The organism is Enterobacter sp. CM29 (assembly GCF_013179605.1).
GTDB lineage: Bacteria > Pseudomonadota > Gammaproteobacteria > Enterobacterales > Enterobacteriaceae > Enterobacter > Enterobacter intestinihominis.
Genome location: NZ_JABMCU010000092.1, coordinates 1 through 17,575, shown reverse-complemented (window position 1 = coordinate 17,575; position 17,575 = coordinate 1). Strand labels below are relative to the sequence as shown.

General features: G+C 57.7%; 13 protein-coding genes. 5 read left to right on the top strand and 8 right to left on the bottom strand.

The features are described from left to right. The 3 genes from ftsN to priA form a co-directional block, all read right to left on the bottom strand. Positions 1 to 757 (bottom strand): cell division protein FtsN (gene ftsN / locus HP459_RS12975; RefSeq protein ID WP_171936295.1); only part of this gene is annotated, 757 nt, incomplete at its 3' end. 92 nt (positions 758 to 849) lie between these two features. Continuing rightward, a complete protein-coding gene (cytR, locus tag HP459_RS12970) occupies positions 850 to 1,875 on the bottom strand; it encodes a DNA-binding transcriptional regulator CytR (RefSeq protein WP_022649794.1) in 1,026 nt (341 codons plus the stop codon). A 119-nt stretch (positions 1,876 to 1,994) separates the two neighbouring features. Then, positions 1,995 to 4,190 carry a primosomal protein N' gene (gene priA, locus HP459_RS12965; protein ID WP_171936294.1) on the bottom strand — a complete coding sequence of 732 codons (2,196 nt, stop codon included), beginning with the start codon at positions 4,188 to 4,190 and terminating at the stop codon, positions 1,995 to 1,997. Between the two features lie 200 nt (positions 4,191 to 4,390). Here priA and rpmE point away from each other — a divergent pair, with 200 nt between their 5' ends. Next, positions 4,391 to 4,603 (top strand): 50S ribosomal protein L31, encoded by a 213-nt coding sequence (gene rpmE, locus HP459_RS12960; RefSeq protein WP_003862040.1) that lies wholly within the window; start codon positions 4,391 to 4,393, stop codon positions 4,601 to 4,603. Between the two features lie 48 nt (positions 4,604 to 4,651). Here rpmE and metJ read toward each other — a convergent pair whose 3' ends face one another. Further along, the gene (gene metJ, locus HP459_RS12955; protein WP_006179183.1) at positions 4,652 to 4,969 is read right to left on the bottom strand and encodes a met regulon transcriptional regulator MetJ; all 318 of its coding nucleotides are present in this window, start codon (positions 4,967 to 4,969) and stop codon (positions 4,652 to 4,654) included. Between the two features lie 275 nt (positions 4,970 to 5,244). On the opposite strand from metJ, the gene metB reads away from it, so the two are divergent. The 4 genes from metB to katG all read left to right on the top strand — a co-directional run bounded on the left by metB (position 5,245) and on the right by katG (position 12,326). Beyond that, entirely contained in the window at positions 5,245 to 6,405 is a 1,161-nt protein-coding gene (metB, locus tag HP459_RS12950) for a cystathionine gamma-synthase (RefSeq protein WP_045308712.1), read from the top strand. A gap of 2 nt (positions 6,406 to 6,407) precedes the next feature. Continuing rightward, on the top strand, positions 6,408 to 8,840 hold the full coding sequence (locus HP459_RS12945; protein WP_023298896.1) for a bifunctional aspartate kinase/homoserine dehydrogenase II: 2,433 nt from the start codon (positions 6,408 to 6,410) through the stop codon (positions 8,838 to 8,840). Positions 8,841 to 9,110: 270 nt separating this feature from the next. Next, positions 9,111 to 10,001, top strand: a complete 891-nt coding sequence (gene metF, locus HP459_RS12940) for a methylenetetrahydrofolate reductase (protein WP_022649792.1) — start codon at positions 9,111 to 9,113, stop codon at positions 9,999 to 10,001. Positions 10,002 to 10,145: 144 nt separating this feature from the next. Then, complete coding sequence (gene katG, locus HP459_RS12935; RefSeq protein ID WP_023298895.1) at positions 10,146 to 12,326, top strand: catalase/peroxidase HPI; 2,181 nt, start codon at positions 10,146 to 10,148, stop codon at positions 12,324 to 12,326. 91 nt (positions 12,327 to 12,417) lie between these two features. Here katG and HP459_RS12930 read toward each other — a convergent pair whose 3' ends face one another. From HP459_RS12930 to ppc, 4 genes are all read right to left on the bottom strand, one after another. Continuing rightward, positions 12,418 to 13,521 (bottom strand): glycerol dehydrogenase, encoded by a 1,104-nt coding sequence (locus tag HP459_RS12930; RefSeq protein WP_046621342.1) that lies wholly within the window; start codon positions 13,519 to 13,521, stop codon positions 12,418 to 12,420. 12 nt (positions 13,522 to 13,533) lie between these two features. Continuing rightward, positions 13,534 to 14,196 carry a fructose-6-phosphate aldolase gene (fsa, locus tag HP459_RS12925; protein ID WP_058646047.1) on the bottom strand — a complete coding sequence of 221 codons (663 nt, stop codon included), beginning with the start codon at positions 14,194 to 14,196 and terminating at the stop codon, positions 13,534 to 13,536. Positions 14,197 to 14,324: 128 nt separating this feature from the next. Then, the gene (locus HP459_RS12920) at positions 14,325 to 15,089 is read right to left on the bottom strand and encodes a helix-turn-helix transcriptional regulator (protein ID WP_023298892.1); all 765 of its coding nucleotides are present in this window, start codon (positions 15,087 to 15,089) and stop codon (positions 14,325 to 14,327) included. A 102-nt stretch (positions 15,090 to 15,191) separates the two neighbouring features. Continuing rightward, on the bottom strand, positions 15,192 to 17,575 hold a 2,384-nt coding region (gene ppc, locus HP459_RS12915; protein ID WP_171936293.1), incomplete at its 5' end, for a phosphoenolpyruvate carboxylase.

The following is a 17,575-nucleotide window of genomic DNA, read 5'->3' as shown; positions in this document are numbered from 1 at the left end:
CCATCCAGCGGCGTTCATCTTTTTTCTCAGCCGTCTGCTTTGGTGCCTCGGTCTCTTTAGTGACCGGCGCAGCCTGCTGCGTTTTTGGCTGTTGCGCAGTGGTATGTGCAGGCGTCTGCAACAGATCCTGATACGGCTGTGCTGTTTGCTTCTGCGGCTGGGCTTTCGGCTGCTGCTGAACAGGCTGCGTTTGTACAGTACGCGTCTGCTGCTGCGGTTGTGTACGCGGCTGTTGTACCGGCTGCGTCTGCGTCCACTGCTGCTGTTGCGTTTGCTGCTGTGCCTGACGCTGGCGCTGCAACGTTTGCTGACGCTGCGCCGGGGTTTGTTCGTTCCACGGTACTTCGTTCAACTGCGTAGGCTGCTGGCGCATGTCCGCCTGCATCTGAGCGAGCAACTGGCGCTGTTCGTCCGTCAGCTGATCGGCATTCTTCACTTCACCCCCGGCAGAAGGCTCGGTAGGCGCACGTACGCCAGGCTGGCGGCTTTCCAGCTCTTTAATGTAGCGCCAGCGCTCTTCAGGCTTCGGAGGAAGGCCGTTGCCGACGACCTTGTTACCCTGAAGGGCTTCAGACTCTTCTTTTTTATGATGCGTAATGAAGTAGAGGCCGCCAATAAAGGCCACCAGCACAGCCGCAGCAATGGCGACCATGGCTGGGGAGACAGCAGACAGGCTACGTTGCTTGCTTTTTGAACTACTCTTTTTGCGTCGCGAAGGTGCCGGCTGGCCGCGACGTACATAATCTCGTTGTGCCACTATCGTTTCGCTGTATTTATTCGTTCGTCAGCCCGCCATGTTACTTAAGCGACGGGGCTTTGACCAGATAAGGGTGTCGAAAGGTATTTACTTTAAGTTAATGCCTGGGTAGAGCCGCGCACAATCAGCTCACAATCCAGTAGTCGTGACCCACTGCTAACTGTTTGACCGTGCAGCTGATCCAGCAAAAGCAGCATCGCTTCCCGGCCAATGTCATACCGCGGCTGCGAAACAGTCGAAAGCGGCGGATCGCAAAACTCCGAAAGCGAAATATTATCAAAACCGATTATCGACAGGTCCTTTGGCACGCGCAGGCCGTGACGTTTGGCGTAGGATAACGCCCCCAGCGCCATCACGTCGCTGTGGCAGAAGACCGCGGTAGGCGGTTCTGGCAAGGCAAGCAATTTTTCCAGCGCCTGCCCGCCCGCTTCAAAGGTGAAATCACCGCGCGCAATGTAGTGCGGATCGACAACAGCCCCGGTACGGCGAAGCGCCTGAACGTAGCCCTGCAACCGGTAATGACACAGCGGCATCTCTTCTGGTCCGGCAATACAACCGATACGCTTATGCCCCAGCTCCTGAAGATAGTTCACGGCGTTGAACGCGGCGGTGAGGTTATCGATATGAACGGTCGGCAGCTCCAGCTCCGGCGCGAATTCGTTCGCCATGACCATTGGCGGTAAATTGCGCTGTTCTTCAATGCTGGCATCAAACGGCAGGCGTGAGCCAAGCAGCAGCATGCCATCAATCTGCTTGGTGATGATCAGGTCGATGAACGTTTTTTCCTGCTGGTTCTGGTGGGCACAATCACCAATCAGCACCAGATAGCCCTGGGCGGCGGCCGTGACCTCAATGCCGCGGATGATTTCGCTGAAGAAGGGATCGCAGATGTCCGGCACGATCACCAGGATGGTGCGGGATTCGTTGCGTTTAACGTTGCGCCCCATGGCTTGCGGGAAATAACCGACCTCAAGCGCCGCCTTTTCAACCCGGTTTCGGGTCGCCTGGGAGACTTTGTCAGGGTTCATCAATGCGCGGGACACGGTTGCTGTTGAGACTTGTGCTTTCTCGGCAACGTCTTTCATGGTCGCCGAGGCAACCTCTTTCCTGGACTTCAACGTCTTCTCCTCGCCTGAACACCGAACTGCGGACCGCACCATTTTTACAGATAGTTAATGGAATCGGTTACAGAATTTTCATAAAAAGTGTGAGGCGCATTAAATTTTTCGATCCGTCTTCAGCCTTCAATCGGATCGACGTCCAGAACCCACTTCACTTTTCGCGCTTCCGGCAGGGTATTAATCAGCGCCAGCGTGCCGCTGACGATCTGCTGTAAACGGATACGCGAAGGGTGCTGAAGTAAGAGTTGCCAGCGGAAACGGCCGCCGCGTTTCGGGGCGAGCGCGGGTACCGGGCCTAAAATCCACAGCTGATTATCCACCAGTGGGCTGGCCTGCAGGAGATTTCTCAGCTGTTGCAGGAACAGCGGCGCCTGCTGATTGTTATGATCTTCCGCACGGATGATGACGTGGCTGGTCCACGGAGGAAGCTGCATCGTCTGACGTTCGGCCAGCGCCTGGTCCGCGAAGGCGTCATAGCCTTTGTGCAGCAGCGTTTGCAGCAGCGGGTGCTCAGGATGGTGCGTTTGCAGCACTACTTCGCCCTGCTTACCCGCTCGACCGGCGCGACCAGCAACCTGGGTATAAAGCTGTGCGAAACGCTCGGCGGAGCGAAAATCCGCGGAGAACAGCGCGCCGTCGACGTCCAGCAGGGCGACCAGCGTCACGTCCGGGAAGTGATGCCCTTTCGCCAGCATTTGAGTGCCAATCAGGATGCGCGCGCCGCCGCGATGCACTTCCGCCAGCTGCTGCTCCAGTGCCCCTTTGCGGCTGGTGGTGTCCCTGTCGATACGCGAAATGGGCACATCAGGGAAGAACGGTGCCAGCGCCTGTTCGAGCTGCTCCGTCCCCAGACCCACCGGCACGATGTGCGTTGAGCCGCAGGACGGGCACTGACGGGGTACCGGACGCTGGCTGTCGCAGTGGTGGCAGCGTAAATGGCGCTGAGCCTGGTGGAAGGTGTAGTAGTGATCGCAGCGCGGGCACTCGGCAATCCAGCCGCAGTCGTGGCACAGCAACGCAGGCGCGAAGCCGCGGCGGTTCAGAAACAGGATCACCTGGTTGCCCGCCTGCAAATGTTGGCGCATGCGGCTAATCAGCGCAGGCGCTAACCCGGCCTGCACCTGTTGGCCTTTCAGATCCAGCACATGCTGAATGGCCGGACGGGCATTCCCCGCGCGGCGCGTCAGGCGCAGCATGTGGTATTTACGCTGGCGAACGTTGTGCAGCGTTTCAAGCGCGGGGGTGGCGGACCCCAGAATAATGGGGATTTGCTCGCTGTGGGCGCGGTACACGGCTAAGTCGCGGGCGTGATAGCGCCAGCCTTCCTGCTGTTTATAGGAGCTGTCATGCTCTTCATCGATCACGATAACGCCGAGATTTTTAAACGGCGTAAAGAGTGAGGAACGGGTGCCAATCACAATCGCCGCTTCGCCGTTTTTCGCTTTCAGCCAGGCGCTGAGGCGCTCGCTGTCGTTCAGGCCGGAGTGCAGAACCTCAACGGGCGCATTAAAGCGTTCACGGAAACGGGCGATGGTTTGCGGCGTCAGGCCGATTTCCGGCACCATTACCAGCGCCTGTTTGCCCTGCGCGAGCACATTTTCCAGTACGCTCAGATACACTTCGGTTTTACCGGAGCCGGTGACGCCCGCCAGCAGCCAGGCGGAGAAACGATCGGCGGCGCTGTGAATCGCGCCCACGGCGGTGGCCTGCTCGGTATTCAGACGCAGGCGATCGCCCGAGACGGAAAAGCCGTCGCGCCAGTCGTGAAGGGCAGGTGCTTCGCTGGCCAGCTCGCTCAGCCCTTTCTTCCTTAATGCCTGCAACGCGGTTTCGCTCACCTCGAGCTCGTCGACCTGATAGCGCCAGATTTTCCCCTGGCGTAGCGCGGCCAACGCCTGCTGTTGTTTTTGCGAGCGCTTCAGGCTGTTAATGTCGACCGCCTGACCCTGCTCGGTGGCAAACCAGTACCACATTGGCGCATGGCTGGCGCGCTTACCCTGACGCAGCATAATCGGCAGGGCGTGGAACAATACGTCGCCAATAGGATGGTGATAATAATCTGCCGCCCACAGTAGCAGTCGCCAGGTGCTGTGAGAGTAAACAGGTTCATCATCCAGCACTTCAACGATCGATTTCAGCTCGGTAAGCGGCAGCTCGCTTTTATCGCTGACGGAGACGACGATCCCCACGCGCTGCTGTTTACCGAACGGCACGGTCACGCGACAGCCCGCTTTGGCGCTCATGCTGTCGGGCAGCAGGTAGTCAAAGGTGCGGGGAAGCGGAACGGGCAGGGCAACGTGAGCGACGGGCATCGAATCTTCCTGACTTGAAAAGTGGCGCGTTAGTATACACATTAGTGAAAGCGGCGTGCGGATCAGTTTGCATACGTTGGTTAAATTCTGTATGATTCGCCGCCTTTGGTGTACTTTACGCCAAAGAACTTACATTCAACATCGCGTGGTGTCTGGCGTTAGGGCTGGAAGAGCGACGCGGCCTTAACTGAGGTTCTCCCATGAAAAAAGATATTCACCCGAAATACGAAATGATTACTGCAAACTGCTCTTGCGGTAACTCTATCCAGATCCGCTCTACCGTGGGTCACGATCTGAACCTGGACGTGTGCGGCAAATGCCACCCGTTCTACACTGGTAAGCAGCGTGATGTTGCAACCGGTGGCCGTGTTGACCGCTTCAACAAGCGTTTCAGCATCCCGGGCGCTAAATAAGTTTCCCGAAAAAAAGGCACCGCAAGGTGCCTTTTTTGTATCCGCTTATCAGTATTCCCACGTATCCGGGTCGATACCCAGTTCACGCATGATCACCTTCGCCTCTTCTGGAATTTCGTCACTGCGCTCTTTGCGCAGATCGTCATCGTTCGGCAACGGTTGGCCGGTAAACGCATGCAGGAACGCTTCGCACAGCAGTTCGCTGTTAGTGGCGTGACGCAGGTTGTTCACCTGACGACGCGTACGTTCATCGGTGAGGATCTTCAACACCTTCAGAGGAATGGACACCGTGATTTTCTTGACTTGCTCACTCTTCTTACCGTGCTCAGCGTATGGGCTGATATATTCGCCGCTCCATTCAGCCATGAGATACCTTTAATCCTCTCAGTCATTAATCTAAAGGTGCAAAACCGGTAACCATCAGTTTTGAACCGTAATCTTGCGTAGTTTACCGTAGAGACGATACCGAGGCACGGATATTGCCGCTGTAGCGTGTCCTAAAGCATATAATTTTAACGGCTATTTGCGCATTGCTCAATCTATACGCAAAGAAGTTTAGATGTCCAGATGTATTGACGTCCATACTTTCAATGTTTACTCTGGTGCCTGACTTTTCACCTCATTCGCCAGGAAGCCTCACCATGACGCGTAAACAGGCCACCATCGCAGTGCGTAGCGGATTGAATGATGACGAGCAGTACGGCTGCGTTGTCCCGCCAATTCATCTCTCCAGCACCTATAATTTCACCGGATTTAATGAACCCCGCGCGCATGACTACTCGCGTCGCGGCAATCCTACGCGTGACGTCACCCAGCGCGCGCTGGCGGAACTGGAAGGCGGCGCAGGGGCGGTATTAACCAATACCGGCATGTCTGCCATTCACCTGGTAACCACGGTGTTCCTGAAACCTGGCGATCTGCTGTTGGCGCCGCACGACTGCTACGGCGGCAGTTATCGTCTGTTTGATAGCCTGGCGAAACGTGGCTGCTACCGCGTGTTGTTTGTCGATCAAAACGACGAACAGGCGCTGAAACAGGCGTTAGCCGAACAGCCAAAGCTGGTTCTGGTGGAAAGTCCAAGCAATCCATTGTTGCGCGTAGTCGATATTGCGAAAATTTGTCAGCTCGCAAGGGATGCGGGAGCGATAAGTGTAGTGGATAATACGTTCCTCAGTCCGGCCCTTCAGAACCCACTGGCACTGGGTGCCGATCTGGTGTTGCATTCATGCACGAAATATCTGAACGGCCATTCTGACGTGGTAGCGGGTGTGGTGATTGCCAAAGATCCTGATGTTGTCACTGAACTGGCATGGTGGGCCAATAACATTGGCGTCACCGCGGGCGCGTTCGACAGCTATTTGCTGCTGCGTGGTATCCGCACCCTGTCACCGCGTATGGACGTGGCGCAGCGTAATGCCCAGGCGATCGTGGATTTCCTGAAAACCCAGCCGCTGGTGAAGAAGCTTTATCACCCGTCGCTGCCGGAAAACCAGGGGCACGAGATTGCCGCGCGCCAACAGAAAGGATTTGGCGCGATGTTAAGTTTTGAACTGGACGGTGACGAGCAAACGCTGCGTCGCTTCCTGAGCGGGTTGTCATTGTTTACGCTGGCGGAATCCTTAGGGGGAGTAGAAAGCTTGATCTCCCACGCCGCAACCATGACGCACGCAGGTATGGCACCCGAAGCACGTGCCGCCGCCGGGATTTCCGAGACGCTGCTGCGTATCTCGACCGGTATTGAAGATTCTGAAGATTTAATTGCCGATCTGGAAAATGGCTTCCGGGTCGCAGCCAAGGGGTAATCATGAGTGTGATAGCGCAGGCAGGGGCGAAGGGTCGTCAGCTGCACAAGTTTGGTGGTAGTAGTCTTGCTGATGTGAAATGTTATCTGCGTGTCGCAGGGATCATGACCGAGTATTCACAGCCGGGGGACATGATGGTTGTCTCTGCGGCGGGCAGCACCACCAACCAGCTGATTAGCTGGCTGAAACTGAGCCAGACCGATCGCCTCTCTGCGCATCAGGTGCAACAGTCCTTACGTCGTTACCAGAGTGAACTGATTGCCGGTTTGCTGCCTGCGGACGTGGCGGACGGACTGATAAGCGCCTTTACTCACGACCTTGAGCGTCTGGCAGCTCTGCTGGACAGCGGCATTACCGATGCGGTGTATGCGGAAGTGGTTGGCCATGGTGAAGTGTGGTCTGCACGCCTGATGGCCGCCGTGCTGCAACATCTTGGCGTGGAAGCCGCCTGGCTCGACGCGCGTGATTTCCTGCGTGCCGAACGCGCCGCACAGCCGCAGGTAGACGAAGGGTTGTCCTACCCGCTGCTGCAACAGCTGCTGGTGCAACATCCGGGTAAACGTATTGTGGTGACCGGCTTTATCAGTCGCAGCAACGCAGGTGAAACCGTACTGCTGGGCCGTAACGGCTCTGACTACTCGGCAACGCAGATTGGCGCCCTGGCGGGCGTGTCCCGCGTCACCATCTGGAGCGACGTGGCCGGTGTCTACAGCGCGGACCCGCGCAAAGTAAAAGATGCCTGCCTGCTGCCGCTGCTGCGTCTCGACGAAGCGAGCGAGCTGGCGCGTCTGGCGGCACCAGTGCTGCACGCGCGCACGCTACAGCCGGTTTCCGGCAGCGACATCGACCTGCAACTACGCTGTAGCTACACGCCGGATCAGGGTTCCACTCGCATCGAGCGCGTGCTGGCATCCGGTACGGGCGCGCGCATTGTCACCAGCCACGATGACATCTGCCTGATTGAGTTCCAGGTGCCTGCGGGCCAGGATTTCAAACTGGCGCACAAAGATATCGACACCATCCTGAAACGTGCCCAGGTGCGTCCGCTGGCCGTTGGCGTGCATAACGATCGCCAGCTGTTGCAGTTCTGCTATACCGCTGAAGTGGTGGACAGCGCCCTGAAGATTCTGGATGAAGCGGGACTGCCGGGCGAGCTTCGCCTGCGTCAGGGACTGGCGCTGGTGGCAATGGTGGGCGCGGGCGTCACCCGTAACCCGCTGCACTGCCACCGCTTCTGGCAGCAGCTGAAAGGGCAGCCGGTGGAGTTCACCTGGCAGTCGGAAGAGGGCATCAGCCTGGTTGCCGTTCTGCGCAAGGGGCCAACCGAAAGCCTGATTCAGGGCTTGCACACCTCCCTGTTCCGCGCGGAAAAACGCATCGGCCTGGTACTGTTCGGGAAAGGGAACATCGGTTCCCGCTGGCTGGAGCTGTTCGCCCGCGAGCAGGTGACGCTTTCGGCGCGTACCGGATTTGAGTTTATTCTGGCAGGCGTGGTGGACAGCCGCCGCAGCCTGTTGAACTACGAAGGGCTGGACGCCAGTCGGGCGCTGGCCTTCTTTAACGATGAAGCGGTTGAGCAGGACGAAGAGTCGCTGTTCCTGTGGATGCGCGCGCACCCGTACGACGATCTGGTGGTGCTGGACGTTACCGCCAGCGAGCAACTGGCCGATCAGTATCTGGATTTTGCCAGCCACGGGTTCCACGTTATCAGCGCCAACAAGCTGGCGGGCGCGAGCAGCACTGACAAATATCGCCAGATCCACGACGCGTTCGAAAAAACGGGTCGTCACTGGCTGTATAACGCCACCGTTGGCGCAGGTCTGCCGGTTAACCATACCGTGCGCGATCTGATTGATAGCGGCGACAGCATTCTGGCGCTGAGCGGGATCTTCTCCGGCACGCTCTCCTGGCTGTTCCTGCAATTTGACGGCACCGTGCCATTCACCGACCTGGTGGATCAGGCGTGGCAGCAGGGCTTAACCGAGCCGGATCCGCGCGTTGACCTTGCCGGTAAAGACGTGATGCGCAAACTGGTGATCCTGGCGCGTGAAGCGGGCTACGACATTGAGCCGGGTCAGGTACGCGTTGAGTCTCTGGTGCCTGCGGGCTGCGAGGAAGGATCTGTCGATCACTTCTTTGAGAACGGCGACGAGCTGAACGAGCAGATGGTGCAACGTCTGGAAGCGGCAAACGAGATGGGCCTGGTGCTGCGTTACGTGGCGCGCTTCGAGGCGAACGGTAAAGCGCGCGTGGGCGTGGAGGCGGTACGTCCTGAACATCCGCTGGCGGCGCTGCTGCCGTGCGATAACGTCTTCGCCATCGAAAGCCGCTGGTACCGCGATAACCCGCTGGTGATCCGTGGCCCGGGTGCGGGGCGCGATGTGACCGCCGGAGCCATTCAGTCCGACATTAATCGCCTGGCTAAGCTACTGTAACCCCTCACCCTAACCCTCTCCCCTTAGGGGAGAGGGGACTGCTCGGTGCGGTCTTTCCCCCCTCGCCCCTTTGGGGAGAGGGCTGGGGTGAGGGGCCTTCTCACCCCCCATCATGAATCCCCTTCATCTTCCCTGAACAAACCTCACCGTTAATGTTGATTATTTCTGTTGACGTCATCCCGCTTTTCCGTCATTTTTACATCTGGACGTCTAAACGTATAGAAGTTCACAACACAACAAACAATGACACGCGAAAGATAGAGGTAAGGTATGAGCTTTTTTCACGCCAACCAGCGGGAAGCCCTGAATCAGAGCCTGGCCGAAGTAAACGGCCAGATTAACGTCTCTTTTGAATTTTTCCCGCCGCGCACCAGTGAAATGGAGCAAACCCTGTGGAGCTCTATCGATCGCCTGAGCAGCCTGAAGCCGAAGTTCGTCTCCGTAACCTACGGCGCCAACTCCGGTGAGCGAGACCGCACGCACAGCATCATTAAGGGCATTAAAGACCGAACCGGTCTGGAAGCGGCACCGCACCTCACCTGTATCGACGCCACCCCTGATGAACTGCGCGCGATTGCTCAGGACTACTGGAACAACGGCATTCGTCATATCGTTGCCCTGCGCGGCGACCTGCCGCCGGGGAGCGGTAAGCCGGACATGTACGCCACCGATCTGGTTGCCCTGCTGAAAGACGTTGCTGACTTTGATATTTCCGTTGCCGCTTACCCGGAAGTTCACCCGGAAGCGAAAAGCGCCCAGGCGGATCTGCTTAACCTGAAGCGTAAGGTGGACGCAGGTGCCAATCGCGCCATTACTCAGTTCTTCTTTGATGTGGAAAGCTATTTACGCTTTCGCGACCGCTGCGTCTCGGCGGGTATTGATGTCGAAATCATCCCTGGCATTCTGCCGGTCTCGAACTTCAAACAGGCGAAGAAATTCGCGGATATGACCAACGTGCGCATTCCGCTGTGGATGTCCAAAATGTACGAAGGTTTGGACGATGACCCGGAAACACGCAAGCTGGTGGGGGCCAATATCGCGATGGATATGGTGAAGATTTTAAGCCGTGAAGGGGTGAAGGATTTCCACTTCTATACGCTTAACCGCGCGGAGATGAGTTACGCCATTTGCCATACGCTGGGTGTCCGCCCGGCGTTATAAAGTAAAAAACCCTCATAAAGTGAGGGTTTTTTACTCGAACAGAAAGTTAAAAGGTATTAGCTATCGAATCTGTGGATTAATTCAACTATCTCTTATCGCTAGTGGTGTATATCGTAACGGTAACACTGTAAAGGGAGCATAGCGATGAGCATGTCAGACGAGACCAATAACGCGGCATCCGCCGGCAAATGTCCGTTCCACCAGGGCGGCGTCGATCACAGCGCGGGTGCAGGTACCGGCAGCAAAGAGTGGTGGCCTAAACAACTCCGCATCGATTTACTTAATCAACACTCCAGCCGTTCAAACCCTCTGGGTGAAGACTTCGACTACCGCAAAGAATTCAGTAAGCTCGACTATTCCGCCCTAAAGGGCGATCTCAAAGCACTGTTAACCGACTCACAACCGTGGTGGCCTGCCGACTGGGGCAGCTATGCGGGCCTGTTTATCCGTATGGCCTGGCATGGTGCGGGTACCTATCGCTCCGTTGATGGTCGCGGCGGTGCCGGTCGCGGTCAGCAGCGTTTTGCGCCGCTGAACTCCTGGCCTGATAACGTCAGCCTGGATAAGGCTCGCCGTCTGCTGTGGCCAATTAAGCAAAAATACGGACAAAAAATCTCCTGGGCCGACCTGTTTATCCTCGCGGGTAACGTGGCGCTGGAGAACTCCGGCTTCCGCACCTTTGGTTTCGGTGCCGGGCGTGAAGACGTCTGGGAACCGGATCTGGACGTGAACTGGGGCGATGAAAAAGCCTGGCTGACTCACCGTGACCCGGAAGCGCTGGCGAAGCGCCCGCTGGCCGCCACAGAAATGGGCCTGATTTACGTTAACCCGGAAGGGCCAAACGCCAGTGGTGAACCGCTGTCTGCGGCGGCGGCGATCCGCGCTACCTTTGGCAACATGGGCATGAATGACGAAGAGACCGTTGCGCTTATTGCAGGCGGCCATACGCTCGGTAAAACGCACGGTGCAGGCGAAGCCACGCACGTGGGCACTGACCCTGAAGCGTCGCCTATTGAAGCGCAGGGCCTGGGCTGGGCCAGCACGCACGGCACCGGTATTGGCGCTGACGCCATCACCTCCGGGCTGGAAGTTATCTGGTCTCAAACCCCAACCCAGTGGAGCAACTATTTCTTCGAGAACCTGTTCAAATACGAATGGGTGCAGACGCGTAGCCCGGCGGGCGCAATTCAGTTTGAAGCCGTGGATGCGCCGGAAATTATGCCTGACCCGTTCGACCCGTCGAAAAAACGCAAGCCAACCATGCTGGTCACCGACCTGACGCTGCGTTTTGATCCGGAATTCGAGAAAATTTCCCGTCGTTTCCTGAACGATCCGCAGGCCTTCAACGAAGCCTTTGCGCGCGCGTGGTTCAAGCTGACCCACCGCGATATGGGGCCAAAAGCGCGGTACATCGGCCCGGAAGTACCGAAAGAAGATCTGATTTGGCAGGATCCGCTGCCTCAGCCGGTGTTCCATCCGACGCAGGAAGATATTGAAAGCCTGAAAGCGGAAATCGCGGCCTCTGGTCTCTCCGTGAGCGAGCTGGTTTCCGTGGCCTGGGCATCGGCATCGACCTTCCGCGGCGGCGACAAGCGTGGCGGCGCTAACGGCGCGCGTCTGGCGCTGGCACCTCAGCGCGACTGGGACGTTAACGCCGCGGCGGTGCGGGCATTACCGGCTCTGGAAGCGATCCAGCGCACCACCAACAAAGCGTCACTGGCCGATATCATTGTGCTGGCGGGTGTCGTGGGCGTTGAGCAGGCGGCGAAAGCGGCAGGCGTTTACGTCAACGTACCGTTCACTCCAGGTCGTGTGGATGCGCGCCAGGATCAGACGGATATCGAGATGTTTAACCTGCTCGAACCGATTGCCGACGGTTTCCGTAACTATCGCGCACAGGTGGATGTGTCCACCACGGAGTCGCTGCTGATCGACAAAGCCCAGCAGTTGACCCTGACCGCGCCGGAACTGACGGTGTTGATCGGCGGTTTGCGCGTGCTGGGTGCAAACTTCGATGGCAGCAAGAATGGCGTGTTTACTAACCGCGAGGGCGTGCTGAGCAACGACTTCTTCGTCAATCTGCTGGATATGAACACCCAGTGGAAAGCGACCGACGACTCAAACGAGCTGTTTGCCGGTAGCGATCGCGCCAGCGGGGAAGTGAAATATACCGCCACCCGCGCCGATCTGGTCTTCGGTTCCAACGCTGTCCTCCGCGCGCTGGCCGAGGTTTACGCCAGCAGCGATGCACAAGAGAAGTTCGTCCGCGACTTCGTTGCCGCATGGGCGCGAGTGATGGATTTGGATCGGTTTGACGTGAAGTAACCCTTGTGCCGGGTGGCGGCTACGCCTTACCCGGCCTACAAATTAAAGTGCCATGTAGGCCGGGTAAGCGCAGCGCCACCCGGCTTTTCTATTACTCCCACTCCTGCAAGAATCGCTGTCCATACTGGTCCGCCACCAGCAGCGCCGCATAGACCTGATCCGGCGTTACGCCGCCAGGCATGTTGTGAATGGTTTCCCCTTCGGCACAGGACGCCTCCGCGATCAGCCGCATTTTAGCCGGAATATCCTCTTTGATATTCAGCTGCGCCAGCGTAATTGGCAGCCCGACGCTATGGCACAGCGCCGCAACGGTTTCGATTTCTTCTACCGGCGCGTTCTCCAGTACCAGTTGCGTCAGCGTACCAAATGCCACTTTTTCACCGTGGTAGAAATGGTGCGCATCCGGCACCGCCGTCATGCCATTGTGAATGGCGTGTGCCGCCGCCAGCCCGCCACTTTCAAAGCCCACGCCGCTCAGATAGGTGTTGGCTTCAATAATGCGTTCCAGAGCAGGCGTCACCACGTGTTGTTCCGCCGCCAGCATCGCTTTCTCGCCCTCTTCAACCAGCGTGTTGTAGCACAGTTCAGCCAGCGCTAACGCTGCCTGCGTGCACTTGCCACCCGCCATGGTCGTGGCGCCGCTACGCGAACAGGCGCGCGCTTCAAACCACGTTGCCAGGGCATCGCCAATCCCGGCGGCCAGCAGGCGCGCAGGTGCGCCCGCCACCACCCTGGTATCGACAATCACCATGTTCGGGTTGTGCGGCAGCATCAGGTAGCGATCGAACTCGCCGCTGTCGGTATAAATCACGGAAAGGGCACTGCACGGCGCATCGGTGGAGGCAATGGTCGGGGCAATAGCCACCGGCACGTCCATAAAGTGCGCCAGCGCTTTGGCGGTATCCAGCGTTTTTCCTCCCCCGATACCCAGCACCGCCAGGCAGTCGGTACTGTCGGCCAGTTTTTTCAGGCGATCGATTTCATTTTGCGAACATTCGCCGCCAAACGGTGCAATTTCGGCATGGAGTCCGGCTTTTTTAAAACTCTGACGCAGGGTTTCTTCGGCAAAACCCAGCACAAATTTATCGCCTACCACCAGCCAGCGAGTCGCCAGCGGCTTCAGGTAGTCGCCGAGACGAGTAAGAACATCAGCGCCCTGGATGTACTTCCCCGGCGATTGAATGATACGGTCCATAACATTTCTCCCTTAGAGGTTGAGGTTACCAAACGCGTTTTTCCAGTCCTGCTCGAACTTCTCTATGGCTGACTCTACCGCTGGCGTGCCGAGCATTTGTTGCGCTACGTCTAAGGGAAGCGTAATTGCCTCACATCCTGCCAACAGGCAATCCAGCGCCTGGCGCGGCGTTTTAAAGCTGGCAGCCAGCACCATGCTCTCTGGCGCATGCTGTTCCAGCAGGGATTGCAGTTCCTGTACCGTGCGAATGCCGTCACCGCCCTGCGCATCGACGCGGTTTACATACGGTGCGACATATTTCGCTCCTGCCAGCGCGGCCAGTAACCCCTGAGCGGCGCTGTAAACGGCGGTTCCCAGCGTGGTAATTCCCTCTTTCTTCAGCGCTTTAATCGCGATGAGCCCCTGTGCAGTGACGGGAATTTTTACCACGATGTCCGGCAGGGCATTGTTCAGCCGTTTTGCTTCCGCCACCATTCCTTCGGCGTCGCGGCTCATGGTTTGGGCAAACAGCCTGCCCTCCGGGCCGATAGCATGCTGCAGGCGCGGCAACACCTCCCAGACAGATTCGCCGCTGGCGGCTACGATGCTTGGGTTGGTGGTCACGCCCGCAATGGGAAAAATGCGCGCCAGGCGTTCAACTTCTGCCACGTTGGCGGTATCCAGGTACAGTTCCATTATTTTTCCTTAAGTCAGAAAGGTTGAATAAAGGATACGGCGCACCCAGTCGCGGCGAATACAGGTCAATTTTGCCAAATACTGGATAAATGTAATGTCCCTGGCGAAGTGAGAGAGCGATCACAATGCTACTTTTTGGCGATCAGCTGGCTGTGATACTGGCGTCGATATTCGGAAGGGGAACGTTCAGTGTGCTTGCGAAAGAGACGGCAAAAGTAGTTGCTGTCCGTAAATCCGCAGCTTGCAGCGATATCTTTGATTTTAAACTCGTAGCCTTTAAGAAGCTGACGCGCGTGCTCGAGGCGTGTTTGCGTAAGATATTCGTTGAACCCCACGCTGCCTGTTTTTTGAAAAAGATGAGAAAGGTAGTTCGGTGAAATATAAAACGCCTGCGCCACCGATTCACGGGTCAGTGCAGAGGCGTGATGTTCTTCGATGTAGTGACGAATCGCTTCAAATAATGCACGGCTGCGGCTGGCGGTATGGATATCGCTGCCCAGCAGATCGCGACAGTGGCTGAGCAAACTTAATACCACCAGTCTGGCCGTTTCCCGATCGTCTGGCTGCATTTGCAATTCAGCGAGCGTCTGCAAAAGGAATGCGCCCACTCGCGGCCCGCGTCTGGCAACCTGTTGCTGTTGCAAAAGCGTGTTGTCGCGCTCGAGCTGAAGAGTCAGTTGTTGCTTGCCGAAGCTGATGTTGAGCGAAAAGGCGGGTTGAAGCGGAATATTACCGGATGAAAAAAATAACGCTTCGCAGGCCGTATCAAAGCTAAGCACGAGGCAAGGTGACGTTCGGGGGAGCGGTTTAGCCGAAGGGGGGAAATGCACCTGACGCAGCGGCAAGGTGCCGTTGATCAGGTCATTCAGGATGTGGGGGATATCGTGGTGCATGGTGTGGATACCAGGGTATTGCCCGGCGACGCTGGCGCTTGCCGGGCCTACGAAAAGCCTATTGTAGGCCGGGTAAGCGTAAGCGCCACCCGGCAAAACCGATCAACCGGTGTTACGCATCCCCGCCGCAACGCCCGCAATCGTCACCATCAGCGCCTGTTCAACGCGCGGATCCGGCTCTTTACCTTCCTCTTCCGCCAGACGCGAACGGTGCAGCAGTTCAGCCTGTAAAACGTTCAGCGGGTCGGTGTAGATGTTACGCAGTTGGATAGACTCGGCGATCCACGGCAGGTCTTCCATCAGGTGGGAGTCGTTAGCGATATCCAGCACCACTTTGATGTCGCCTTCCAGCAGCTCGCGTAGCTCTTTACCCAGCGCCCACAGCTCGGGTTTCACCAGACGCTGATCGTAGTATTCCGCCAGCCACAGGTCGGCTTTCGAGAAGACCATCTCCAGCATGCCCAGACGGGTAGAGAAGAATGGCCAGTCGCGGCACATGGTTTCCAGTTCGCTCTGCTTACCGTCTTCCACCACTTTTTGCAGCGCCGCACCGGCACCCAGCCAGGCTGGCAGCATCAGACGGTTTTGCGTCCAGGCAAAGATCCACGGAATGGCGCGCAGGGATTCAACGCCGCCAGTAGGACGACGCTTGGCCGGGCGCGAGCCGAGCGGCAGTTTACCCAGCTCCTGCTCAGGCGTGGCTGAGCGGAAGTAAGGCACAAAGTCTTTGTTTTCACGCACGTAGCCGCGATACAGATCGCAGGAGATGTCAGACAGCTCGTCCATAATCCGGCACCAGGATTCTTTTGGCTCCGGCGGCGGCAGCAAGTTGGCTTCCAGAATCGCACTGGTATAGAGCGACAGGCTGCTGATGGTCACTTCCGGCAGGCCGTACTTGAAGCGGATCATCTCGCCCTGCTCGGTCACGCGCAGTCCGCCTTTCAGGCTTCCTGGTGGTTGGGAGAGCAGCGCCGCGTGTGCAGGCGCACCGCCACGACCAATTGAGCCGCCGCGTCCGTGGAACAGGGTCAGTTCAATACCGGCTTTTTCGCAGGTTTTAATTAGCGCATCCTGCGCCTGATACTGCGCCCAGGAGGCTGCCATCACGCCCGCATCTTTCGCGGAGTCGGAATAGCCAATCATCACCATCTGCTTGCCCTGAATAAAGCCGCGATACCAGTCGATGTTCAGCAACTGGGTCATCACGTCGTTGGCGTTGTTCAGGTCGTCGAGAGTCTCAAACAGCGGTGCTACCGGCAGAGCGTAGTCGATGCCCGCTTCTTTCAGCAGAAGGTGAACGCCCAGCACGTCGGACGGGGTCTTCGCCATGGAGATCACATAGGCGGCCACCGATCCTTTCGGCGCATCCACGATCGCTTTACAGGTGTTGAGCACTTCGCGGGTGTCATTGCTTGGCTCCCAATTGCGCGGCAGCAGCGGGCGCTTGGAGTTCAGCTCGCGGATCAGGAACGCCTGTTTGTCGGCTTCGGACCAGCTTTCATAGTCGCCAATGCCGAGATAGCGGGTCAGCTCGCCCAGCGCTTCGGTATGACGGGTGCTTTCCTGACGGACGTCGATACGCACCAGCGGCACGCCGAAACACTTCACGCGGCGCAGGGTGTCGAGCAGCTCGCCATTGGCAATGATGCCCATCCCGCAGGCCTGAAGCGATTTATAACAGGCGTACAGAGGTTCCCAGAGCTGTTCGTTCTGGCTCAGCAGACCTTCCGGCTTCGGCAGGCGCTGGCCTTTCAGGCGCGCTTCCAGCCAGGCCTGCGTGGCCATCAGCTGACCGCGCAGTTTTTTCATCAGGAAACGGTACGGCTCACTGGCACCTTCTTCACCGGCCAGCGCGCGCAGTTCCGGCGTCGCTTCTACCATCGAAAGCTCGGAGATCAGCACCTGAATATCTTTCAGGAACAGGTCGGTTGCTTTCCAGCGGCTCAACAACAGGACGTGACGGGTGATTTCCGCCGTCACGTTCGGGTTGCCGTCGCGGTCGCCGCCCATCCAGGAAGTGAAGCGAACCGGCACAAAGTCGACCGGCAGGCGATAGCCCAGATTTTCTTCCAGCTGTTCGTTAAGCTCGCGCAGGTAGTTTGGCACCCCTTCCCACAGGCTGTTTTCCACCACCGCAAAGCCCCATTTGGCTTCGTCGACCGGGCTTGGGCGATGCTTACGAATTTCATCGGTGTGCCAGGACTGAGCAATCAGCTGGCGCAGGCGGCGCATAAGCTGGTTACGTTCGTAGTCGGCAATGTCTTTGTTATCCAACTGCTTCAGACAGTTGTTCACTTCCACCATTTTGTGGATCAGCGTACGACGTGTGATTTCGGTTGGGTGTGCGGTCAGCACCAGCTCCAGCGAAAGGGATTCCACCGCTTTTTTGATGGTCGCTTCGTTGAGGTTGGGCTGGTCTTTGAGTTTACGAAGGGTGCGGGCAATGACTTCCGGGTTGCTGGCCGCTTCGCCTTTTGGCGAAATGC